The following is a 21231-nucleotide window of genomic DNA, read 5'->3' as shown; positions in this document are numbered from 1 at the left end:
CTGCGACGATCGGACGCATGACGACGATCGACTGGGACGCAGCCGCCGACACCTTCGACGAGGAGCCCGACCACGGACTGCGCGACCCCGTGGTGCGCGGTGCCTGGGCGGCGCGCATGGCGCGCTGGCTGCCGCACGAGCCGTCCGATGTGCTCGATCTCGGCTGCGGCACGGGCAGCCTCTCCCTCGTCGCCGCCGAGCAGGGCCACCGTGTCACCGCGGTGGACCTCTCGCCGCGCATGGCCGCGGCGGCGCGCCGCAAGCTCGCCGGTACCGGCGCCGAGGTGCTGGTCGGACCGGCGGACCGGCCACCGGTGGGGGAGCGGCTCTTCGACGTCGTGCTCGTGCGCCATGTCGTCTGGGCCCTGCCCGACGCCGAGTCGGCGCTCGGCCACTGGGTGTCCCTGCTGCGGCCCGGCGGGCGACTGGTGCTGGTCGAGGGGGTGTGGGGCGGCGCAGGAGTGCCCGCGCAGCGGCTCATCGGCGCGCTCACGCCTCTCGCGGGACGGATCGACCACGAACGGCTGTCGGACGATCCGGCCCTGTGGGGCCGCCCGGTCGACGACGAGCGGTACGCGGTGGTGGCCCGGCTCGCGCCCGTTGCCCCGGCCCCGCGGCACAGCGAGGTCGTCGACGTCCATCTCGTCCTGCGCCGCGGCGACGAGGTCCTGCTCGCCCGCCGGGCGAACACCGGCTACGGGGACGGGTTGTGGAACGGGCCGTCGGGGCATGTCGAGGACGGCGAGGACGTGCGCGCGGCCATGGTGCGCGAGACGTCCGAGGAGATCGGCGTCGAGCTCGGGCCGGAGGATCTGCGCGTGGCGCTCGTGATGCAGCACCGGGGGCCCGGCGACCCGCCCCGGACGGGCTGGTTCTTCGAGGCGGCGTACGGGACAGGCGGCGAGCCGTACAACCGGGAGCCGCACAAGTGCTCCGAGCTCGCCTGGCATCCCCTCGCCGCGCTCCCGGACGACATGGTCGCGTACTGCAGGGCCGGGTTCGAGGCGTACCGGGCCGGTGAGCGCTTCGTCGTCCACTGGCACGAGGACGACGACACCATCGCCCACGACCCCGGCGCACCGGATCGGGCGGTGCCTCTCCCCGTCTCGGTCCCGGACTCGCTCCCCGTCTCGGTCCCGGGCTCGGTCCCGGTGCCGCGCCTCAGACCAGGAGCTCCGTGAACCGCCCCTCGCGGGCGAGGAGTTCCAGGGCGTCCAGCGCCCGGGCGGCCTCCTCGGCCGCCCGGGGATCGCTGTCGGCGAGACCGCTCGCGGCGAACTCGTCCTCGTCCAGCCGCAGGATCTGCGTACCGTCGGCCGACACCCACAGATCCAGGTCCAGATCCTCGACCACGACCTCGTCACGCGAGACCTCGGCCGGGCGGGTGATGTCGGTGTACCAGCCCTTCAGCGCCCCGTCACCGGCCCGCACCTCTTTCACGGCGTACCAGCGGTCGCGCCAGTAGTACTCGGTGAAGATGTCACCCGGCTCGAAGCGCACGAACCCGAAGTCCCGTACGTCGTCGCCCGCCCACGGCGCGCGGACGGTGAGCCGCGTGCCGTCGTCGGCGACGACCTCCGCCGGGTAGCGGATCTTCGTACGCCCCGCCTTGATCAGCGCTACATCGACCCAGGACTCACCCCAGCGTGCGGACATGACGTACCTCCGTCGCACAGATCTCGTAACCGAACCACTTGTTGATCGCCAGCATCGGACCGTTGCCGGCGTCGTTGCCGGTGAAGGCCTCCGTGAACCCGGCCGCGCGCGCCCGGTGCAGCGAGTCGTTCTTGGCGAGCTTGGCGAGGCCCCGGCCGCGAAAGTCGCCGGCGGTGCCCGTCATCGACGTGCCGTAGCGGGTCGAACCGTCCGTACGTGCCGCGCTGAAGGCCACCGGTCGGCCGTCCACGACGGCGACGGAGGTGAGTTCGCGGCTGAACAGCGGATGGCCCCAGGTCTCCGCCAGCCAGTGCTCGTAGTCGGTGAACTCCGCGTCCACGTCGCCCGGCTCGTCCGTGGTGGTCTCCGCGTCCAGCTCGAAAAGCGGCCGCGGATCGTCCGCGAACGCGGACCCCGGGACGATCCGCACCCCTTCGGGCGGTGTCCGCAGCCGCGGCAGCTCCGCCGACGCCAGATCGAGCCTGAGGAAGTACGCCGGGCGGCTGGGCCGGTAGCCGAGGCGCTCGGCGAAGGCACGGTGGGCCGACTCGTCCAGCACCCAGGAGTACACGCTCGTGGCCCCGGCAGCCGCGAGATACTCCTCGGCGGCACGCACGATCGACGACCCGGCGCCCCGGCCACGGTGCTCCGGGTGCACGAAGACGTTCGCGTAACCGACCCCCGGCTCCGGACTGTCGTGCGCGAGCCCCACCTGCGCCGTGCCGACGATCGCGCCGCCCTCCTCGGCGACGAGCGGACGGAAGCGCGCGAGCGGATGCGCGTGGGCCAAGTCGAAGGCCAGGGACTCGGCACTCACGAGCATGAACGGCAGCGCGGCGCGCTGGGCCCGGGCGGCGCCCGCGGCGTCCTGGGGGGCGCGGAAGTCACGGACGATCACTGTCATGATTCCGCACGCTACGCGTGCGCCTCGTGCGCCCGCCTCTCATTTTCCGGCGGGTCCCAAGCGGCGTGCCCGCGGCACCGAAGTGGGAGACAATCATTTTGTGACCTTGAAGATCGTCATCGATACGGACGCCGCTTCCGCGCCCTACGAGCAGCTGCGTTCCCAGATCTCGGCCCAGGCCCGTTCCGGCACGCTGCCCGTCGGCTACAAACTCCCGACGGTCAGAGGTCTGGCGGAGGAACTCGGCCTGGCCGCCAACACCGTCGCGAAGGCGTACCGCGCCCTGGAGGGCGACGGGGTGATCGAAACCCGTGGCCGCAACGGCACGTTCGTCGCGGCGGCGGGTGATGCGGCGGAGCGTCAGGCCGCCTCGGCCGCCCAGGCGTACGCCGAGCAGGTCCATCGCCTGGGGCTGTCCCGCGAGGACGCGGTCCGCGCGGTGCGGGACGCGCTGCGGGCGGCGTACGAAGCCTGAAGCGCCGAGCCCGTCCGTTCCTCACCCCCCAGGACCTCGTCCTGGGGGTACCGGGAGAACTGCGGGGAACCGGGGGAGCTGGGGGACGTCAGAGATACAGTCCCGCGTCCGCGCCGTCGTGCTGCGCCGGGACCGACGCCGGATTCGTGCCCCGCCGCAGCGCGTACAGCTCGGCCAGGGTCGCACCCTCGCGGCCCACACCCTCCTCGGTGCCCAGCCACGACACCGCCTCCTTGCGGGTGAGCGAACCGACCTCGATACGGGCCAGACAGCGGCCCGGCCGGACCACCGCGGGGTGCAGCCGCTCCAGATCCTCGTTGGTGGTGACGCCCACCAGGACGTTGCGGCCCTGTCCGAGCAGCCCGTCCGTCAGGTTCAGCAGCCGGGACAGCGCCTGGCCCGCCGTGTGGCGGGCCTCGCCGCGGATCAGCTCGTCGCAGTCCTCCAGGAGCAGAAGCCGCCACCGGCCCTTCGCCGTGCCCTCGTCCTCGCCGATCGCGATGTCCATCAGATAGCCGACGTCGTTGAAGAGCCGCTCCGGGTCGAGGACACAGTCCACCTGGCACCAGTCCCGCCACGAGCGCGCCAGCGTGCGCAGCGCCGATGTCTTCCCGGTGCCCGGCGGGCCGTGGAGCAGGAGCAGCCGGCCCGCGATGTCGTCCGGGGTCACCTTCATCAGCCGGTCCATCGCCTCGGCCACCGGCGTCGTGTAGTTGGGCCGTACCTCCTCCCACGTGCCGGCGCTGATCTGGCGGGTGGTGCGGTGCGGGCCACGACGCGGGGACACGTACCAGAAGCCCATCGTGACGTTCTCCGGCTGGGGTTCCGGCTCGTCCTGGACGCCTTCCGTGGCTTGCTTGTGGATCTTCTCCGCGAGTTCGGAGCTGACCGCGGTGACCGTGACGTCGGCACCGCGGTTCCAGCGGGAGATCAGCAGGGTCCAGCCGTCGCCGTCGGCGAGCGTCGCGCTGCGGTCGTCGTCGCGCGCGGCACGCAGCACCCGGGCGCCCGGCGGCAGCAGTGTGGCGCCGGGCTTGACCCGGTCGATCGTCGAACTGTGCGAGTACGGCTGCTCGCCCGTCGCGAAGCGGCCGAGGAACAGCGCGTCCACGACGTCCGACGGCGAGTCGCTGTCGTCGACGTTGAGCCGGATCGGCACGGAGTCCTCAGGGTTGGCAGTCATGGCGCCATGATCCGGCACGGCAGCCCTCCGTGCACGGCCTTTTGACGTGTGCCGTCGCGGACCGGTCTCGAACTCATGTGCGCAGTAGTCGCACCGCCCTCCGGGTCCGGCGCACCACGGCGTACCCCTTGGTCAGCGCCCGGTCCCTGGCGAAGCCGCGGGCGATGCCCCGGCCTTCGACGAGCCGCTCGAATTCCTCGATGCCGGTGGAGCGCCGCACGGTCACCCGCTCCAGCCCGTACGGGCCCTGGCGCCGGCGTGCCAGCGCGTTGCCCACCGCCAGTGACTGGGCGAAGCCGGCCGCGCGCACGGCCTGTCTGACGCGCCGGCTGGAGTAGCCGTACGGATAGGCGAACGAGAGCGGTGCCGCGCCCAGTTCCCCGGCGATGATCTCCCGGCAGTGCAGGGTCTCGTGGCGCAGCCGCAGGTCGTCCAGCTGGTCGAGCTGCGGATGGGTGTGCGTATGGCCGCCGATCTCCGTGCCCGCGGCGGCCAGTGCCCGTACCTGGTCCCAGTCCAGCATCGTGTCGAGCGCGCCGCCCGCGTCGTGCGCGCCCCGCAGCCAGCCCGTCGACACGAACAGGGTCGAGGAGAAACCGTGCTTGGCGAGTACGGGGAGGGCGTGCCGGTGCACGCCCTCGTAGCCGTCGTCGAAGGTGATCAGCACCGGCCGTGGCGGCAGCGGGACACCGTGCCGCCACGCCCGCCCGAGCTCCGCGGTGGTGACGGGCGTGAACCCGCGCCCGCCGAGCAGTTCCATCTGCTCGGCGAACGCCTCCGGCGCCACGGACAGTCCGTGCGTCGCCGGAGCGGTCCGGTGCCCGATCGCGTGGTACATGAGGATCGGCACGGCCTGGTTCACGGCGGTCATGGCGTGCCGCCCTCCGCTCCCGGCGCGTACGCGGCGATCGGGCCGTGGGAGAAGGCCACCCCGGACCGGGTGCGGACGCTCGCCATCGCGTACCCGGCCGCGGCCGTGGCGACGCCGGTGACGATCGCGCCGGCCCGGCCCGCGCCGCCCGGGCGGCCCAGCAGTGCGTCGCGCAGCCCTCGCGCGACGCCTGCCGGGAGCACCCGGGTGGTGTACCGCCGTTCGGTCTCCAGCCCCTTCGCGCTGCCGACGCTGTGGGTGACCAGTGCCTTGGACAGGCCCTCCGCGTAGGTACGCGTACGGAAGTAGCGGAAGCGCTCCCGTCCGGCGGGGACCTTGTGGTGGATGACGGCGCGGTCGTCGATCAGCAGGACCGCGTCCGGCAGGGCCCGGCCGAGCCGGATGCAGAGCTCTGTCTCCTCGCACCCCAGTGGCCGTCTGTCGCCGTCACGGCCGATGCCGGTGGCGAATCCTCCGGTGGCGTCGAAGGCGCTGCGGCGGAACGACGCGTTTCCGCCGAGGACGTTGCGCACCGGGACGCGGCCGTGCGGCAGCCCCCGGTACGTACAGCCGACGACCCAGTCGAACTCCTCGGGGAACCAGGCCGGTCTGCGGCCCGAGGCCCAGGCCGGCTGGGTCCTGCCGCCGACGGCCATCACCCGCGGGTCGTCGTAGGACTCGGCGAAGTACCGCAGCCAGTCCCGCTCGGCCACGGCGTCGTCGTCGAGGAAGGCCACGAACTCACCGCGGGCGGCGGCGATTCCGGTGTTGCGGCCGGCGGAGAGGCCGCGGGGGCCCGCGTTGGCGAGCACCCGCACCTCCTCTCCCCGTGTCCGGAACTCCTTGAACTCCTCGGTGAGGCGGTCCCGCAGCGCCGGGTTGTGGTCGACGACGAGCAGCGTCTCCAGCGCCGGGAGCGACTGTTCGCGTACGGATCCGACGGCCGCGAGTATGTCCTGCCAGCGGTCCTCCGTGTAGACGCAGATCACCACGGAGAACGCCCGGTGGTACCGGCTCAAGAGACCTCTCCCCGCGGCATGTTGAGGGTGAGGACGGGGCTCCGGCGCGCGGCGCGGCGGACTCCCTTCTCCTTGAGGATCACCTTGAGGACCCGCAGCCCGTCCCGGACGGCGCGCAGGTTGCTGACGCCGTGGATGCGCAGGTACTCGTGGCTGGGCACTTCCTGGACGCGCAGTCCGGCCTTGACGACCCGGATGTTCATCAGGGTCTCGATCTCGAAGCCGGTGCAGTCCAGGGCGATGCTGTCCAGGCAGTGGCGCCAGAACGCGTTGTAGCCGTAGCAGAGGTCGGTGTAGCGGGCGCCGAACTTGGCGTTGACGATGCCGCACAGGACGCGGTTGCCGAGCTTGCGGATGGGGGTCATGTCGTCCGTGCCGCCGCCGTTGGCGAAGCGCGAGCCCTTGGCGAAGTCGGCGCCGCCGACCAGGGCGGAGACATAGCTGACGATCTCCTGGCCGTCCGCGGAGCCGTCCGCGTCGACCATGACGATGATGTCGCCGGTGCAGACGGCGAAGCCGCTGATCAGGGCGTCCCCCTTGCCCTTGCCGGCCTGCGCGACGACCTTGACACCGGGCCACAGCTCCCGTGCGACGTTCACCGTGTCGTCCGTCGAGTTGCCGTCGACGAGGACGACCTCATGGATCCATTCGGGCAGTGTCCCGAAGACGTGCGGAAGGTTCTCCGCCTCGTTCATGGCGGGGATCACGACGCTGACCGGTGGTGCGATGGCGAGATGAGAGGAGATCGGGCGGTACTGGGCCGGTATCCGGCCGAGTGTGGCGGTGGCCGTTGCCGTGGCGGTGGCCGAAGCGATGGCTGTGGCCGTGGTCATCGGATCATGAGGATCCGGGACCGCCGGGCGCAGGAACGAGCTCATGAGTCGGTTTCCCTCTCGTCCGGTGGACCGCCCGCCCCCGGGCGGTCCGGATGAGTGTCCGGTTCGAAAGGGGGGCATCTCGCCCCGGCCATGACGGCATGGATCTCCGTACAGGCTGGGCGAGCTGGCATAGCTGGCCGCGCGGTACGCGACTCGGCACAAGTGCGACCGAGCGCGGCACCCCCCTACCGCGCCCCGCCACGGTCCGTCGCGACGAATGACCCCTCCCCAGGAGTCGCCTTGAAAGATGGACCGTTGCGGGTGGATGTACGACGGTATTGATGATTAGGACTGTATGACAAGACCTGGTCCGACGACTCCGCTTTTTACAACTTTTTCCAGCGCGGGCTGAAATGCGCAGGCCTGTTCCACATTGCGATGACAAAGAGAAAGAAAGTGATCGCAGCGACGGCTGTGACTCCGCTTTCCATGGACCACAGGTCCAGTGCGCGCAATGACCGGGCGACCAGAAGATCGACGAGGATCGCGCCGGCCGACGAGAGCGTGATACGGGCGCAGGTCCCGGCTGCCAACGGGCGCAGCGCCGCGGCGAGTCCGGCCGCCGGCGCGACGGTGAGGCAGAAGAGCGCGAACGGCGCGCGAAGCGGAGATTCGAGCCCCGCGAGCGCCAGGGCTGCGCCGGTCGCGGACACGGTGAGCGCCATACCTGCGAGCACCGGCAGGACATCCGTCCGGAGCAGGGCAGGTTTGCTGAAGATCGTCTGCATGGGCGTGTTTGCCCCCGGAGGAACCGGATTGCCTGGATGCTGAGGCCTGTCATGGTCGAGCCTCGTCCGACGGTCCGTCAAGAAGCGCGTCCCCGGGCTCCTTGCTGCGCAGACTGTTCTTGGCATGGACACTTCCGGTGAACTGAGGGACATGCTACGACAGTTGAGCAGAGATCCTGCTAATGGGAGGTTCCATGAAACTGTCCCGAATCGCGGCAATCTCATCCTCACTCCTCCTCGGCGCAGTCCTCGCCCTCACCGGAACGGGCCAGGCCCAGGCCGCCCAGTCCGCGGCAGCCGTCGACTACGTGGCCCTCGGCGACTCGTACTCCTCGGGCCTCGGCGCCGGCGCCTACATCAGCGGCAGCGGCGACTGCAAGCGCACCAACAGGGCCTACCCCGCCCTCTGGGCAGCAGCCAACGCACCCTCGTCGTTCGCCTTCACCGCCTGCTCGGGTGCCCGTACGAATGATGTGACGGCGGGCCAGCTCGGACCGCTCAACTCCGCGACCGACCTCGTGTCCCTCACCATCGGCGGCAACGACGCCGGCTTCGCCGACGTCATGACGACCTGCGTCCTGCAGTCCGAGAGCACCTGCGTCGCGCGCGTCGCAGAAGCGAAGCGCTATGTCGACACGACCCTGCCCGGCCGCCTCGACTCGGTGTACTCGGCGATCAGGACCAAGGCCCCCTCGGCCCGTGTCGTCGTCCTCGGCTACCCGCGCTTCTACAGACTCAACGGAAGCTGCATCACCGGACTCAGCGAGAACGAACGCGCCGCGATCAACAGTGGTGCCGACCACCTCAACGCCGCCATCGCCAAGCGCGTCGCCGACCACGGATTCACCTTCGCCGATGTCGCCCCGGCGTTCACCGGGCACGAGATCTGCTCGGGCTCCGCATGGCTGCACAGCGTCAACTGGCTGAACATCGGCGAGTCGTACCACCCGACCGCCTCCGGACAGTCCGGCGGCTACCTGCCCCCGTTCCGTTCGGCGGCCTGACCCCCGTCGGCTCCGTCACCCCCGTCCGCCGCGTCCGACGGATAGCCCGGCGAGGAAGGGGTGTCCGTCGGGGGCTCCTCCTCGTCACAGGTCACCGAGAACGCCACCCAGTTCGACCGCGCCGCGACCGGACTCCGGACCTCCACCCGGATCTGGTCGTGGTGTGTCGTACCCGGTGCGTACGTCAGCTCGACATGATCGATCTGCCGCGACTTCCCCTCCCCGGAGGGGAAGTCGAGTGCTTTCCAGCCGCCGTCCGAACTCCTGCCGCTCCTGGTCACCCAGCGGTAGCCGACGGAGACCGGGGTACGTCCCACGGTCACCGTCGCCCGGAAGGAGGGCGCCTCGGCCCCGGGAGCCGGGCAGGCCCCGCGGTAACTGCCGTGCACCGCACGGACGTACACGTGCACGCTCTGCGGAGGCTTCTGAGTCGCCGAGCCGTGCCCACCGGTCGCCGCGCCCCCGCTCTTCGACGGGGACGAACTGGCGCCGGGCGTCGCGGGGACGCCGTCCGTCGCGCCCCCGTTCGCGGAACCGCCCCCGCTCGCCGAACCGCCGGTCGCGGAGCCGCCGCTGCCCTTGTCGCCCCTCCCGCCGGTGCCGCCCGGGCCACCGTTGTTCAGCAGGGCGTACGTGAGGCCGCCGATCGAGAGCAGCAGCGCCGCGATCCCGGCGATCAGGACGACGACGGCACTGCGCGGACGCTCCGGAGGAGAGGCGCCGGTCCCCAGGGAAGGCGCCGTCGTGGCCGTGGGGGTGGGGGGTCCGAAGACCCCGGCAGGTGTGGCCGGGGTCGCGGGTGTCGCGGAGGTGACCGTGACCGCCCGGGGGCCCGAGGCCGGCGGGGGATCGGCCCGCGGTGTGCCGCCGGCTCCGAGGATCCGCAGCTGCCGCTCGGCCTCCCCGGCGGACAGCCGCTCCGCCGGATCCTTCCGCAGCAACCCGGCGATCACGGGTTCCAGCGCGCCCGCCCTGCGCGGTGCGGGCAGTTCCTCGTCGACGACCGCGCGCAGCGTGCTGAGCGGCGTGTCCTGACGGAACGGCGACTGCCCTTCCACCGCCGCGTACAGCAGGACTCCGAGCGACCAGAGGTCCGACTCGGGCCCGGGTGTGCGGCCCAGCGCCCGCTCGGGAGCCAGGAACTCCGGTGAGCCGACCAGCTCGCCGGTCATCGTCAGGTTGGACGTGCCCTCCACCATCGCGATCCCGAAGTCCGTGAGGACGACGCGGCCGTCGTTGGCGAGCAGCACGTTCCCGGGCTTCACGTCCCGGTGGAGCACTCCCGCCTCGTGGGCGGCGCGGAGCGCGGCCAGCACCTCCGCCCCGACGTGGGCCGCCCGCTGCGGGGCCATCGGGCCCTCCGCGGCGAGCGCTTCGGAGAGGGAGAGGCCGCGGACCAGCTCCATCACGATCCACGGCCGCCCGTCGTGGGAGGCCACGTCATAGACCGTGACCACATTGCGGTGCGAGATCCGGGCGGCGGCCCAGCCCTCACGCTCCAGGCGCGCGTAGAGCCGCCGCACATCGGTGCTGCCGAGCGCGTCGGGCGCGCGGACCTCCTTGACCGCGACGTCCCGCGCCAGCAGCTCGTCGCGGGCCCGCCACACGACACCCATACCGCCCTCGCCGAGGCGACCGAGCAGCCGGTACCTCCCCGCGACCAGCGTCTCGTCGTCCCGGCCGCCGCCCGGCACTTCGCTCATCACGAGCCCCCCATCCGCAGCAGAGCGACCATCACGGTGGAAACCCCTCCAAGCTAGCTCAACTCATGGCTCCTGCGGCCCCCCTGAACACCAATCCGCATCCCAGTACGAGAACGGCGACGGAGGTGCTCAGCGGCGCGGTCCGCCGGACGAAGCCGGCCAGCCGTCCCGCGGACCGCTGCCGGATCAGCCACGCCGTCACCCGCGCCCCGATCCGTACGACGGCGAAACCGGCCGCGGCGAGGGTGAGGGCCAGGCCGGCTCCGTACGCGACGACGAGCAGCAGCCCGAACCAGGCGTGGCCGAGCGCGGCGGCACCGACCAGCACGACCACGGCGGACGGGCTGGGGACGAGGCCGCCGGCGAAGCCGAGGAGCACGCTGCGGCGCAGCGGTTGGCCCTTGCCGTGCCCCTTCCCGAGGCCCTTGCCCTGCTCCTTGCCGTGGCTGTGGTGCTCGTGGCCATGGCTGTCGCCCTCGTGGTTGTCGTGGCTGTGGCTGTGGCTGTGGCTGTGGCTGTGGTCGTGGCTGTGGTCGTGCTCGTGTGAATGCCCGTGCCCGTGCCCGCCGCCCGGCCAGTGGACGTGGGTGTGCCCGCGCCCGTGCGCCCGGTCGTGCCATGCCCTGCGGACCAGCAGTGCACCGGCCACGGTGACCAGGACCCCACTCGCCATGCCCAGCCAGCCGACGATCGTCGGGGTGACCGCCGACCCCGCCGCGATGAGGGCGCCGAGAGCGAAGACCCCGAGCGTGTGGGTCACGGTCACGGAGGCGCCGAGGGCCAGCACCTCGCGAAGCGAGTTCCGGCCGCCGGCGGCCGCCGCCGCGGCCATCAGCGTCTTTCCGTGGCCGGGGGCGAGAGCGTGGAGGGCGCCGAGGGCCAGGGCGATCAGGAGGGCGAGCGCGCCGAACGACACGGTGAGGTCGCGTCGTTCGACCAGACCGGTCAGGGCCTGGGTCCACCGGTCGGCGCCGCGCGGCAGCACGGAGGGGGGCGCCGCCGACGCCGGCCCGTCGCCCAGGGCGGGTCCGCCAGGGACGACGGTGAGGGACGCCGCCGTGCGGTCGGGAGGGGAGTCGAGAAGCCCTTCCGGGTACGCGGAGAGTCTGCGCGACACGGAGTCCCGCGGGACGTCCGACGAGGACAGCGTCGTACGGTCGCCCCGGGCCGTGACCTCCCGCCAGCCGGAACCCTCGCCGCCGCCGGCCCGGAAGGCCAGGCTCGCCTTCCCGTCCGGCAGCGGCGCCCGCATCGCACACTCCACGCGCAGCGTGGGCAGCCCGGCCTGCCCCGGACGGACCTCGGCACCTGCGGATGCGACGCCGAGCGCCACCGGCCGCCCGTCCACCATCAGCCGCGCCCCGCCCGCCGCGGCCGCGCACCGCTCCTTCGCCCAGGCGGCGAGGCGGCCCGCCGGCATGGCCTCCGGGTGGACCCTGGCGGTCGGGATCTCCGCCAGGTCCTCGACGTGGTCGATCCTCAACTCGCCCTCGGCGACGACGAGCCCGTCGTAGCGGTTCACCGAGAAGTTCCCCAGCGGATGCGCCGCGGCGCTCCCGGCGGCCCCCATCACGAGGGCGCCGACCCCGACCACGACCGCCGCCACCCGCGCCGCTCGCCCCCGGCCGAGGTCCCGGCCGAGGTCCCGTATGCCGGACAGGCACCCCCGTGCTCCCGTCAGCACCACCACGGCGGCGGCGATCAGGGCGGCGGGTCCGGCTTCGAGATGGGTCGTCATGACGCCTCCAGAGCGTCCAGCGCGCGGCGCGCCTCGCGGGCGCCGAGCGGGGAGAACGCGGGGTTGAGTGCCAGGGCGCGGGTCAGGGAGGCACGGGCGGCGGGGCCGGCTCCGGTGGCGCGTTCGATCATGCCGCGGTGGTAGAGGAAGGCGGCGTTGCGGTATCCGGTCGCGGTCGCGGCGCGCGCGTGGGGGAGGGCCTCCTCGGAGCGGCCCGCCCGGTGCAGTGCCCAGGCGAGCGCGTCCTCGGTGTGCACGGTGCGGCGGCGCTGCCATTCGGCGCGGGCCGAGCGCAGGGCCTCGGCCCGGTCGCCGTGGTCGGCCGCGGCCAGGGCGGTGTCCAGGTCGGGGTTCACCCCGCCCGCGCGGGCGAGCCCCGTCCACGTACCGACGACCGCGTACTGCTGCCGTGCGGGTCCGGGCCTGCCGGTCGCGTCGTACAGCTCGCCCAGGGCCATCAGCCGTCCCGGCAGCGGTGATTGGTCCACGATCGCCTCGAACTCCCGAACCGCACCGGCGAGGTCGCCCTTTCCGGCGACCGAGCGCGCCCGGCATTCCCGCGCCTCCAGATTCCCCGGCGCGGCCCTCAGCGCCTGCGCGCAGTGCCGCAGCGCCCGGTCGTACTCGCCCTGGGACCAGGCGAGTTGCCCGAGAGCCGTCTCCGTGTAGGCGATGTCGGCCCGGGTGCTCGCCGATCCCCGGGCGAGCTCCAGCACCCGTCGTGCCTCCATCGCGTCGCCGCGCAGCTCGTGGACGTAGGCGAAGCGCGTGAAGACGGGAATGCCGGGCCGTCGTGCGTCCGCCAGCTTCGCCGCGTCCAACGCCTGCGGGTAGCGGCCGAGTTCGACGAGTGCGTCGATCCGTACGGACAGCCCGCGCTCGCTGTACGGATTGACCGCGAGGGCCCGGTCCGCGTCCCCGAGTGCCGCCGTGAAGTCGTGCCGCGCCGCGGCGAGGGCGGCGCGGCCCGCGAGCGCCTCCGCGTTGTCGTCCGCCCGTAGCCGCAGCGAGCGGGCGAGAGCCTGCTCGGCCTGCGGATAGCGCGACGGATCGCCGCTGACCCTGGCCTCCTCGACGTACGCCGCGCCGAGCGCCGCCCAGGCACCCGCGTCCTTCGGCTGTGCCTTGAGATGCGCCTGCAGGGGACGGACCCCGAGGCGGGCCGCGGCTCCGGGTGCCACCGCCGCCCCCGCGGCGGCCGGAGCCGCGGGAGCCTCACCCGTGTCGCCCATCACCGCTCCCGCGGCGGTCAGCACGAACGCGAGCGCCACGACCCCGGCCCCGAGCCGCCACGCGGACCCCGTGGGGTGTGTCATGACCACCTGCCGCGCCGCCGCATCCGCCACCACGCCAGGCCGAGTCCGACGAGGACGGCCCCCGCCACAGCGGAGCCCACCGAAGCCGCCAGCACCGTGCGGTTGTCCGTGGCGTCACCCGAGGTGAGCTCCGCGCCGCCGCCGAGCTGGGTGCGGTCGCCGCCCTGTCCCTTCGCCGCCGGCCCGTTCGAGCCGGACGTCGGCAGCGCCACATACGGGAAGGTCTTGCCGAACTCCTGGTCGTTGGCGTCGACCGCGTCGCCCAGATCGTTCTTCGCGCCCAGCAGTTCGCCCTCGACGACCTGGAGAGAGATGTCCAGGACGTCGTCGGCGAGCCGGCGCCCGTTCGGGAATCCCGCGTTGTCGCCGTCCAGGACGCCGAGCCGCTTGGGCGCGGCCGTGGGCGGGATCGCCGTGTTCAGGCGCAGGGCCTCGGCCGGCCGGACCTTGGGCGGCTGGTTGAGGTCCTTCACGCCGGTGAGGAACACGGACACGAGGTCGTCCCGCGGCTCGTCGGGAGCGTCGATCTTGTAGATGCCCTCGATCAGCTTGGGCAGCTCCGGGTTGGTGACGGACGGCAGGAAGTCGGCGTCGTTCCACGGCGCGGACGCGTTGAACTTGTCCTTGTCCTTGAGCGGAATGACCACCTCATTGACGAGGGGCATACCGAGCCGCGAGACCTGGGTCCAGTCCCCGCTCGCGCTCTTGCGGTGCGTGGTCGTCCAGACGCCGACCACGGGCTGGCCGGCCGACTGCCGGATGTGCTCCGTGGGCACCTGCAGCGCGATGCTGTTGACGTTGTAGCCCTTCAGCGTGTCCCGGCCGACCTCGGACAGGTCGCCCCCGTACAGCAGGTCGAACACCCGAAGGTCGAGGAAGAACGGGTCGTCGGCCTGGCCGGCGAAGACCGTGCTGCCGTCCTGGAGTTTGCGTACGGCGTCGTTCCGGAGCTTCGCATAGTCGGGCATGGATGCTTTGCCCACATTCGACGGTGCGACCGGCACATCGTTCGCGATCTTGGTGGTGGAGATCACATGCTGGTCCCGCAGTCGTAGCAACTCGACGTCATAGGTCTGCGTGATGTTCAGGTCCGGGTCGTCCAGACTCGTCACGGGACCGGTGTTGAACAGGAACGTGTCGCCGTTCTTGACCTGGTCGTGGAACGTCCAGCGGTAGAGCAGGTCGCCCTGGGCGTCGCCGTCGGAGTCGATGTGCACGTCGTAGCGGGCGTCGTCGGCGAAGCGGTAGAAGTTCGGCCCGCCCGCCGGTTCCTCGAACGGCAGCCAGTTCGCGACGATCGTCGTCGTGTCGGGCCGGTCGGGGCTGACGAACGCGTAGACGTCCGTCGTGTCGTACTGCGGCTGTCCGGAGATCAGCGGGGCCTCGCGATGGCTCGACGCGTTGGCGGCGCCCGGCGCGAGCGCGGCGCTCACTCCGGCGGCCGCGAGCCCCCCTGCTGCCAGCGCACCACAGATGAGCGCGGCGAGGCTCCCGCGCCCCCGTGCGCTCCTGTTGAGATGAGAGATCATGTCGGTCCCGTCCTGTCGTGGACTGTCGTGAACTTCCGCGGACTGTCGTGAACGAGGAGTTCCGTACTGCCTGGTGACAGGTGTTCGGGGCCGGGTGCCGCAAGGTTTGGTCGAGTTCGAAGACTGTCCAACTCGCCCTGGAATCAGCCGGATTCGCCGCGTGGTCGTCAACCCCCGTACGTGTGTGCTGAATCCTGCGGGCGGGATACACGAGTGTGTGGACGGGGCGATAGGGTTAACCTGCCCGGGCCGGGTGCCCTCGTACGGGTGGGGAGTGACATGGAACAGATAACGGTGCGCAGCAGGGCGCGAGTCCCTGCGATCACATGCGGGACGAGTGCGACCAGCACGCGTCTCGACCGCCATCTCGCGGTGCTCGGCGGACCCGCCGTGCCGCAGCGCGAGGCGGCCGAGGCGACCACGCTGATGCGTGAGCTGACGACACGTGATGTCGCGCACACCCGTCGCAGCAAGAGCGCGCGCGTCTCGCTCTTCGCGCCGTTGCGGCGGCTGCGCCGCTCGCTGTTCGGCAGCAGAGGACAGTAACCGGCGGGGTGGCCGGCCGGCGGCACCGGGTTCGCGTGACCGTTCACGCGCACCCGTCCCCCTCGCACCCGCCCGGCCGCCGAGGTCCGACCACCCCGCCGCGTCGTACGAGCGCGGCCCCGACCGCTCCGGGGCCCGCGTCCCGTCCGTCACGGGTTCCGGGCCGACCCCTACCCGGCCAGGGGCTGCCCCTCAGCGGCGCTGCTGCGGCAGGGCCGGGAGCTTCGTCTCGTACAGCCACATCGTGAAGAGCTTGTCCAGCGGCCGTGCCGAGTGCCGCCGGGCCAGTGCGATGAACTCCTCCGTGGTCACCACCCCGTGCCGGTGGGTCGCGGTCCACTCCCGCAGCAGGCCGACGAAGGCCGCGTGCCCGATCTCCGTACGCAGCGCGTGCAGCGTCAGTGCGCCCCGCTCGTAGACCCGGTCGTCGAACAGCCGGCGCAGCCCCGGATCGGCGACCCGCAGATCCTGCCGCATCATCGCGAGCCGGGCGCGCGAGGTGGCCGCCATGCCCGCCGCCGACGGCCCGCCGGAGATCTCGGACCACAGCCACTCCGCGTACTTCGCGAAGCCCTCGTTGAGCCAGATGTGCCGCCAGTCGGCGACGGTCAGGCTGTTGCCGAACCACTGGTGCGCCAGCTCGTGCGCGACCAGCCGCTCGCTTCCGCGCCGTCCGTCGACGTGGTTGGCCCCGAAGATCGACAGGCCCTGTGCCTCGACCGGTACGTCCAGCTCCTCGTCGACGACCACCACCGCGTAGTCGTCGAAGGGGTAGGGCCCGAAGAGGTCCTGGAAGACCGTCATCATCTGCGGCTGACGGGCGAAGTCGTGCTCGAAGCGGCCGAGCAGCGCCTGCGGGACCGCGGCCGGCTGCGGCACCGGGCCGGCGTGCGGCACGTCGACCAGCTCGTAGGGGCCGATCTGGACGGTTGCCAGATACGTCGCCATCGGGGCGCACTGCTCGTACACCCAGGTCGTCGTGGAGGCGCTGATCGTACGGGAGACGAGGGCACCGTTCGCGACGACGGTGTACGGCGAGGGCGCGGTCACCGCGAACCGGTAGACGGCCTTGTCGTCGGGCCGGTCGTTGCAGGGGAACCAGGACCTGGCGCCGTGCGGCTGCGAGGCCACCAGCGCGCCCTCCTCCAACTGCTCCCAGCCGAGGTCGCCCCAGTCACGGGTCCGCACCGGGTGCGGCACACCGGTGTAGCGCACCTCCAGGGTGAAGCCTGCGCCGGGGCGCAGCGGCCGCGCCGGGCGTATCCGGAGCTTGTCCCCGCGATGGGTGTACTTGGCCGGGCGGCTGCCGTCGACGAGGACCTTGGTGAGGCGGAACTGTCCGAGGTCGAGCGCGACCTCGGACAGCGCGCGCTCCGCGACGCCGGTGATCCTGGCCCGGCCGGCGAGCCGGCCGGTGTGCGGGAGATAGTCCAGCTCCAGGTCGTACTCCGTCGTGCGGTAGCCGCTGTCGCCGTGCTGCGGCAGGTACGAATCCGTCACCGTCGTGCGTCCTCCGGTCTTGCCCTGTGCTGTGCCGTCGTGCTGTGCCGTGGCGTCGTGCCGTGCCGTCGTGCCGTGAACGTTCCCGGTCGCCGGTGCGGGGGTGGTGCGGGTGCGGTGGGCCGCACCCGCGGTCACTGCCGCCACGCCGCGATCGGGTTGCCCAGCCACCGGGTGTCCGCGGGCACGCTCTCCCCGCGCATCACCAGTGACGCCGGCCCGACCGTGGCCCGGTCCCCGATCACCGCGCCGGGCAGCACGATGCCGTGCGGACCGAGTGTCGCACCCGCTCCGAGGACGACATTGTCCATGCGCATGATCCGGTCGTGGAAGAGGTGTGTCTGCACCACACAGCCGCGATTGACACTCGCGCCCCGGCCGATGGTGACGAGATCGGCCTCCGGCAGCCAGTACGTCTCGCACCAGGCACCCCGCCCGACCCGGGCACCGAGACCGCGCAGCCACAGGTTCATCAGCGGCGTACCCGCTGTCGCGCCGACCAGCCACGGCACGGCGAGCACCTCCACGAAGGTGTCGGCCAGCTCGTTGCGCCACACGAACGACGACCACAGCGGATGCTCGACCGCCCGGAACCGGCCCACCAGCAGCCACTTCATCGCGATCGCGACCAGACAGGCCACCAGACCCCCGGCCGCGAGCAGCAGCCCGCCGCACAGCACCGCGACCACGGCGCCGAAGCGGCCGGCCAGCAGACCGAACCCCGCGAGCGCGAGCACCGCGAGCGCCGCACCGCAGATGACCGGCACGATCCGGCACAGCTCGACGCACGCACGCGCCCACTTCAGCCGCAGCGGCGGGGCGAAGGTGCGGCTCTGGTCGGTCTCCTCCACCGCACGGGGCAGCTTCATCGGCGGCATGCCCAGATACGAGGAGCCCGCCTTCGCCCGCTTCGGCGCCGCCGACAGCACACCGACGAGACCGCGCTTGGGCACCCGGCGGCCCGCGGCCGTCATCCCCGAGTTGCCGAGGAAGGCCCGCTTGCCGACCCGGGCCTCCGCGATGTGGAGCAGGCCGCCGCCCAGCTCGTACGAGCCGACCATCGTGTCGTCGGCGAGGAAGGCGCCGTCACCGACCGTCGTCATCGCGGGCAGGGCCAGCACGGTCGACGCCTCGACCCCTCGGCCGACCTTCATCCCGAGCGCCCGCAGCCACACGGGAGTGAACAGGCTCGCGTACAGGGGGAAGAGATGCACGCGTGCCATGTCCATCAGCCGTTCGGTGGCCCAGGCCTGCCAGGCGATCCGGCCGTGGACCGGGTGGTAGCCCTCGCGCAGGCCGATCGACAGCGCGCGTACGCCGCCGACGACGAGCAGGGCGTACGCGACCACGGCGGTGACTGTCGCAAGCGGTACGGCGGCCAGCGCGGCCGTCAGCACCTCGCCGAGGCCCGTGCGGCCGTGCAGGAAGGCGCCCACCACCAGGAGGCCGGGCAGTGCCGCGAGCGCCGGAAGCAGCCCGAGGACCAGCGAGGTCACCGAGTAGACGGCGGTCCAGCGGCGTCTGCGCGGCGGCCGGCCCGGGAGGCGGCGGCCGGCCTTGCCCTTGCGGGTGGCGGGTGCGCCCGACCAGCGCTCGCCCGCCGGGACCGCGCCGGTCACACCCGAACCGGGCGCGATCTCGGCGCGCTTGCCGATCCTGGCACCGGGGAAGAGCGTGCTGCGGGCGCCGACCGTGGCCCCCGCGCCGATCCGTACGGTGCCGATGTGCACGCGGTCGCCGTCCAGCCAGTGGCCGGACAGATCCACCTCCGGCTCGACGGCCGCGCCCTTGCCGAGCCGCAGCATGCCGGTCACCGGGGGCAGGGCGTGCAGATCGACGCCCTCGCCGAGCTGCACACCGAGCGCCCGCGCGTAGTACGTGAGCCAGACGCCGGCGAGGCCCGTCGCGCCGCTGAGCTCGGCGAGCCGCTCGGCGGCCCACAGGCGCAGATGAGTGCGGCCGCCGCGTGGGTAGGTGCCGGGGCGCACGCCGCGCAGCAGCAGCCGCGCCCCGCCCGCCGCGATCACGATCCGCCCGGGCGGGCTGACGACGAGCAGCCAGCCGAGCGCGACCCACCACCAGGAGACGGTGGGGGCCCAGGGCAGCATGAGGACGTTGTTGACGGCGGCGGCGACGACGCTCCAGCGCAACCCGGCGACCGTGAGCAGCGGCAGCATGAGCAGCAGCTGCACGATCTTGGTGCGGCGGGCCACCGGCCCTACCTCGCGTGCCTTCGTACCGCCCGTCGAGGCGGCCTCCAGCGTGCGCGCCAGCGCACCGAGCTCCGGGTTCTGGTAGATGTCGCCGACGGACCCGGTGGCGTACCGCTCCCGGATCCGGGACACGAGCTGCGCGGCGGCGAGACTGCCGCCGCCGTTCGCGAAGAAGTCGGCGTCGGGCCGCGTGACCGGCATGCCCAGCAGCTCGGCCCACTGTTCGGCGAGCCAGGCCTCGGTCGCGGTGAGCTCCGGTCCTTCGCCGGCCGTGTCCTCGCCCGTGCCGGGCAGCGGCCACGGCAGGGCGGCCCGGTCCACCTTGCCGGAGGTCCGGGTCGGCAGATCGTCCACGACCGCGAGGACCGGCACGAGTGCGGCGGGCAGTTCCTTGCGCAGCCGCGCGAGGGAGTCGGCGACGTCGAACGCGGCGCCGTCGGCGTCCTCGGACGCCGACGCGGCCGGGACGACGTACCCCACCAGCAGCTGGTGGCCGGCCCCTGTCGTACGGACCGCGGCCGCGGCGCCGGAGACCCCGGGCAGGGCCTGCAGAGCGGCGTCGATCTCCCCGAGTTCGATCCGGCGGCCGCCGAGTTTGATCTGTTCGTCGGCCCGGCCGACGAAGAAGAGGCCCTCCGCGTCCGCGCGGACCAGGTCGCCGCTGCGGTAGGCGCGGTCCCAGCCCAGCGCGGGCAGGGGCGCGTACTTCTCGGCGTCCTTGTCCGCGTCCAGATAGCGGGCCAGGCCGACGCCGCCGATGACGAGTTCACCGGTCTCGCCCAGGGCCACGATCTCACCTCGGGCGTCCACGACGGCGAGCTCCCAGCCGTCCAGCGGCAGACCGATCCTGACCGGTCCCTCGCCGGCCAGCCGGGCCGCGCAGGCGACGACGGTGGCTTCGGTGGGTCCGTAGGTGTTCCAGACCTCGCGGCCGGCGACGGCCATGCGCTCGGCCAGCTCGGGCGGGCATGCCTCACCGCCGAAGATCAGCAGCCGTACGGCGTCGAGCGCGTCGGCGGGCCAGAGCGCGGCGAGGGTGGGGACCGTCGAGACGACGGTGATGCGCTGGTCGACGAGCCACGGCCCGAGGTCGAGCCCGGTGCGTACGAGGGAGCGTGGCGCGGGCACGAGACAGGCGCCGTGCCGCCAGGCCAGCCACATCTCCTCGCAGGAGGCGTCGAAGGCCACGGACAGCCCGGCGAGCACCCGGTCGCCCGTCCCGAGCGGGGCGTCCGCGAGGAAGAGTCCGGCCTCCGCGTCCACGAAGGCGGCGGCACTGCGGTGCGTGACGGCGACGCCCTTGGGCTTTCCGGTGGAACCGGAGGTGAAGATGATCCAGGCGTCGTCGTCGGGGGAGGGGCGGCGTCCGGTGACGCCGCCGGGCGTGGCGCCCGGCGTGAGGGTCCGGTCCGCGCCGATCACCGCGGCGACCGTGGCCTCGGTGAAGACGAGTTCGGCGCGCTCGTCGGGGTCCTCGGCGTCGACGGGTACGTAGGCGGCGCCCGCCGCGAGCACGGCGAGGATCGAGACGTACAGATCGGCGGTTCCCGACGGGACGCGGACGCCCACCCGGTCGCCGGTGCCGATCCCCGTGTCGGCGAGACGCTGCCGCAGTGCTTCGACCTCCCGCAGGAGGGAGCGGTACGTGAGGGGCGCGATGCCGTCGTCGACGGCGAGGGCGTCCGGGTGGCGGTGTGCGGTCTCGTCGAGGATGTCGAGGAGGGTGCGTTCGGCGTGGGCACTCCCGGCGGCGAAGAGCGCCGGCGCGGGGGTGTCGTCGAGCAGCGGGTCCAGCAGGGCCGCGGGATCTGGGGCGACGGTCATATATCTCGCCCGTCGTCGGCGGTCGCTGCGCGGGGCTCGTTCATACGCATCTCTCACTCTCCGTCGGTCGGAGTGCGCTTCGGGTCCTGGTTCCGCGCACGGCAAACGAGGAGTTTATCCAGCGTTCACTTGACTTGCCTGTTG

General features: G+C 72.6%; 17 protein-coding genes. 4 read left to right on the top strand and 13 right to left on the bottom strand.

Going from position 1 to position 21231, the window contains the following annotated elements; genetic code table 11:
* Positions 1-17: 17 nt before the first annotated feature.
* Positions 18-1181, top strand: a complete 1164-nt coding sequence (locus ACIQMR_RS09675) for a methyltransferase domain-containing protein (RefSeq protein WP_401384860.1) — start codon at positions 18-20, stop codon at positions 1179-1181.
* On the opposite strand, the gene ACIQMR_RS09670 is transcribed toward ACIQMR_RS09675, so the two are convergent.
* Entirely contained in the window at positions 1162-1656 is a 495-nt protein-coding gene (locus ACIQMR_RS09670) for a DUF402 domain-containing protein (RefSeq protein WP_385472448.1), read from the bottom strand. The two genes, ACIQMR_RS09675 and ACIQMR_RS09670, sit on opposite strands and share 20 nt — an antisense overlap.
* The gene (locus ACIQMR_RS09665) at positions 1637-2560 is read right to left on the bottom strand and encodes a GNAT family N-acetyltransferase (protein WP_401384859.1); all 924 of its coding nucleotides are present in this window, start codon (positions 2558-2560) and stop codon (positions 1637-1639) included. Before ACIQMR_RS09665 ends, ACIQMR_RS09670 begins: the two co-directional genes overlap by 20 nt.
* A gap of 100 nt (positions 2561-2660) precedes the next feature.
* Between ACIQMR_RS09665 and ACIQMR_RS09660 the strand changes: the two genes are divergently transcribed.
* Positions 2661-3035 carry a GntR family transcriptional regulator gene (locus ACIQMR_RS09660; protein WP_401384858.1) on the top strand — a complete coding sequence of 125 codons (375 nt, stop codon included), beginning with the start codon at positions 2661-2663 and terminating at the stop codon, positions 3033-3035.
* A gap of 88 nt (positions 3036-3123) precedes the next feature.
* Here the strand turns inward: ACIQMR_RS09660 and ACIQMR_RS09655 are convergent, their stop codons facing one another.
* The 5 genes from ACIQMR_RS09655 to ACIQMR_RS09635 all read right to left on the bottom strand — a co-directional run bounded on the left by ACIQMR_RS09655 (position 3124) and on the right by ACIQMR_RS09635 (position 7714).
* Positions 3124-4218: a DUF5925 domain-containing protein gene (locus ACIQMR_RS09655; RefSeq protein ID WP_266375360.1), complete on the bottom strand. Its 1095-nt coding sequence runs from the start codon at positions 4216-4218 to the stop codon at positions 3124-3126.
* A gap of 73 nt (positions 4219-4291) precedes the next feature.
* Positions 4292-5089, bottom strand: a complete 798-nt coding sequence (locus ACIQMR_RS09650; RefSeq protein ID WP_401384857.1) for a polysaccharide deacetylase family protein — start codon at positions 5087-5089, stop codon at positions 4292-4294.
* Entirely contained in the window at positions 5086-6108 is a 1023-nt protein-coding gene (locus ACIQMR_RS09645) for a glycosyltransferase family 2 protein (protein ID WP_401384856.1), read from the bottom strand. The genes ACIQMR_RS09650 and ACIQMR_RS09645 overlap by 4 nt, the downstream gene beginning before the upstream one ends.
* Positions 6105-6986, bottom strand: coding sequence for a glycosyltransferase family 2 protein (locus tag ACIQMR_RS09640; protein WP_401384855.1), 882 nt, complete (start codon positions 6984-6986; stop codon positions 6105-6107). Before ACIQMR_RS09640 ends, ACIQMR_RS09645 begins: the two co-directional genes overlap by 4 nt.
* A gap of 326 nt (positions 6987-7312) precedes the next feature.
* Positions 7313-7714, bottom strand: a complete 402-nt coding sequence (locus ACIQMR_RS09635; RefSeq protein ID WP_401384854.1) for a hypothetical protein — start codon at positions 7712-7714, stop codon at positions 7313-7315.
* 194 nt (positions 7715-7908) lie between these two features.
* On the opposite strand from ACIQMR_RS09635, the gene ACIQMR_RS09630 reads away from it, so the two are divergent.
* Positions 7909-8718 carry an SGNH/GDSL hydrolase family protein gene (locus ACIQMR_RS09630; protein WP_401384853.1) on the top strand — a complete coding sequence of 270 codons (810 nt, stop codon included), beginning with the start codon at positions 7909-7911 and terminating at the stop codon, positions 8716-8718.
* On the opposite strand, the gene ACIQMR_RS09625 is transcribed toward ACIQMR_RS09630, so the two are convergent.
* The 4 genes from ACIQMR_RS09625 to ACIQMR_RS09610 all read right to left on the bottom strand — a co-directional run bounded on the left by ACIQMR_RS09625 (position 8688) and on the right by ACIQMR_RS09610 (position 15004).
* Positions 8688-10421: a serine/threonine-protein kinase gene (locus ACIQMR_RS09625; RefSeq protein WP_401384852.1), complete on the bottom strand. Its 1734-nt coding sequence runs from the start codon at positions 10419-10421 to the stop codon at positions 8688-8690. The two genes, ACIQMR_RS09630 and ACIQMR_RS09625, sit on opposite strands and share 31 nt — an antisense overlap.
* Before the next feature lie 58 nt (positions 10422-10479).
* Positions 10480-11991, bottom strand: a complete 1512-nt coding sequence (locus tag ACIQMR_RS09620) for a sulfite exporter TauE/SafE family protein (RefSeq protein ID WP_401384928.1) — start codon at positions 11989-11991, stop codon at positions 10480-10482.
* A 164-nt stretch (positions 11992-12155) separates the two neighbouring features.
* Positions 12156-13475 (bottom strand): tetratricopeptide repeat protein, encoded by a 1320-nt coding sequence (locus tag ACIQMR_RS09615; RefSeq protein ID WP_401384851.1) that lies wholly within the window; start codon positions 13473-13475, stop codon positions 12156-12158.
* On the bottom strand, positions 13472-15004 hold the full coding sequence (locus ACIQMR_RS09610) for a DUF4331 domain-containing protein (RefSeq protein WP_401384850.1): 1533 nt from the start codon (positions 15002-15004) through the stop codon (positions 13472-13474). The genes ACIQMR_RS09615 and ACIQMR_RS09610 overlap by 4 nt, the downstream gene beginning before the upstream one ends.
* Before the next feature lie 279 nt (positions 15005-15283).
* Between ACIQMR_RS09610 and ACIQMR_RS09605 the strand changes: the two genes are divergently transcribed.
* Complete coding sequence (locus tag ACIQMR_RS09605; protein ID WP_266375378.1) at positions 15284-15550, top strand: hypothetical protein; 267 nt, start codon at positions 15284-15286, stop codon at positions 15548-15550.
* Positions 15551-15742: 192 nt separating this feature from the next.
* Here the strand turns inward: ACIQMR_RS09605 and ACIQMR_RS09600 are convergent, their stop codons facing one another.
* Positions 15743-17050 (bottom strand): M1 family metallopeptidase, encoded by a 1308-nt coding sequence (locus tag ACIQMR_RS09600; RefSeq protein WP_401384927.1) that lies wholly within the window; start codon positions 17048-17050, stop codon positions 15743-15745.
* 134 nt (positions 17051-17184) lie between these two features.
* Positions 17185-21087, bottom strand: a complete 3903-nt coding sequence (locus ACIQMR_RS09595; protein ID WP_401384849.1) for a Pls/PosA family non-ribosomal peptide synthetase — start codon at positions 21085-21087, stop codon at positions 17185-17187.
* Positions 21088-21231: the final 144 nt, after the last annotated feature.

This window comes from Streptomyces sp. NPDC091376 (assembly GCF_044757085.1).
Lineage (GTDB): Bacteria > Actinomycetota > Actinomycetes > Streptomycetales > Streptomycetaceae > Streptomyces > Streptomyces pratisoli.
The sequence above is the reverse complement of the archived record's forward strand: the minus strand, read 5'-3'. Positions and strand labels throughout refer to the sequence as shown.

Bases quoted from the DNA above. Each gene is read 5' to 3' on its own strand.
- ACIQMR_RS09595 (WP_401384849.1), bottom strand. From the start codon at position 21,087: ATGACCGTCGCCCCAGATCCCGCGGCCCTGCTGGACCCGCTGCTCGAC.
- ACIQMR_RS09615 (WP_401384851.1), bottom strand. From the start codon at position 13,475: ATGACACACCCCACGGGGTCCGCGTGGCGGCTCGGGGCCGGGGTCGTG.
- ACIQMR_RS09640 (WP_401384855.1), bottom strand. From the start codon at position 6,986: ATGAGCTCGTTCCTGCGCCCGGCGGTCCCGGATCCTCATGATCCGATG.
- ACIQMR_RS09670 (WP_385472448.1), bottom strand. From the start codon at position 1,656: ATGTCCGCACGCTGGGGTGAGTCCTGGGTCGATGTAGCGCTGATCAAG.
- ACIQMR_RS09665 (WP_401384859.1), bottom strand. From the start codon at position 2,560: ATGACAGTGATCGTCCGTGACTTCCGCGCCCCCCAGGACGCCGCGGGC.
- ACIQMR_RS09675 (WP_401384860.1), top strand. From the start codon at position 18: ATGACGACGATCGACTGGGACGCAGCCGCCGACACCTTCGACGAGGAG.
- ACIQMR_RS09635 (WP_401384854.1), bottom strand. From the start codon at position 7,714: ATGCAGACGATCTTCAGCAAACCTGCCCTGCTCCGGACGGATGTCCTG.
- ACIQMR_RS09655 (WP_266375360.1), bottom strand. From the start codon at position 4,218: ATGACTGCCAACCCTGAGGACTCCGTGCCGATCCGGCTCAACGTCGAC.
- ACIQMR_RS09630 (WP_401384853.1), top strand. From the start codon at position 7,909: ATGAAACTGTCCCGAATCGCGGCAATCTCATCCTCACTCCTCCTCGGC.
- ACIQMR_RS09650 (WP_401384857.1), bottom strand. From the start codon at position 5,089: ATGACCGCCGTGAACCAGGCCGTGCCGATCCTCATGTACCACGCGATC.
- ACIQMR_RS09625 (WP_401384852.1), bottom strand. From the start codon at position 10,421: ATGAGCGAAGTGCCGGGCGGCGGCCGGGACGACGAGACGCTGGTCGCG.
- ACIQMR_RS09610 (WP_401384850.1), bottom strand. From the start codon at position 15,004: ATGATCTCTCATCTCAACAGGAGCGCACGGGGGCGCGGGAGCCTCGCC.
- ACIQMR_RS09620 (WP_401384928.1), bottom strand. From the start codon at position 11,991: ATGGGGGCCGCCGGGAGCGCCGCGGCGCATCCGCTGGGGAACTTCTCG.
- ACIQMR_RS09605 (WP_266375378.1), top strand. From the start codon at position 15,284: ATGGAACAGATAACGGTGCGCAGCAGGGCGCGAGTCCCTGCGATCACA.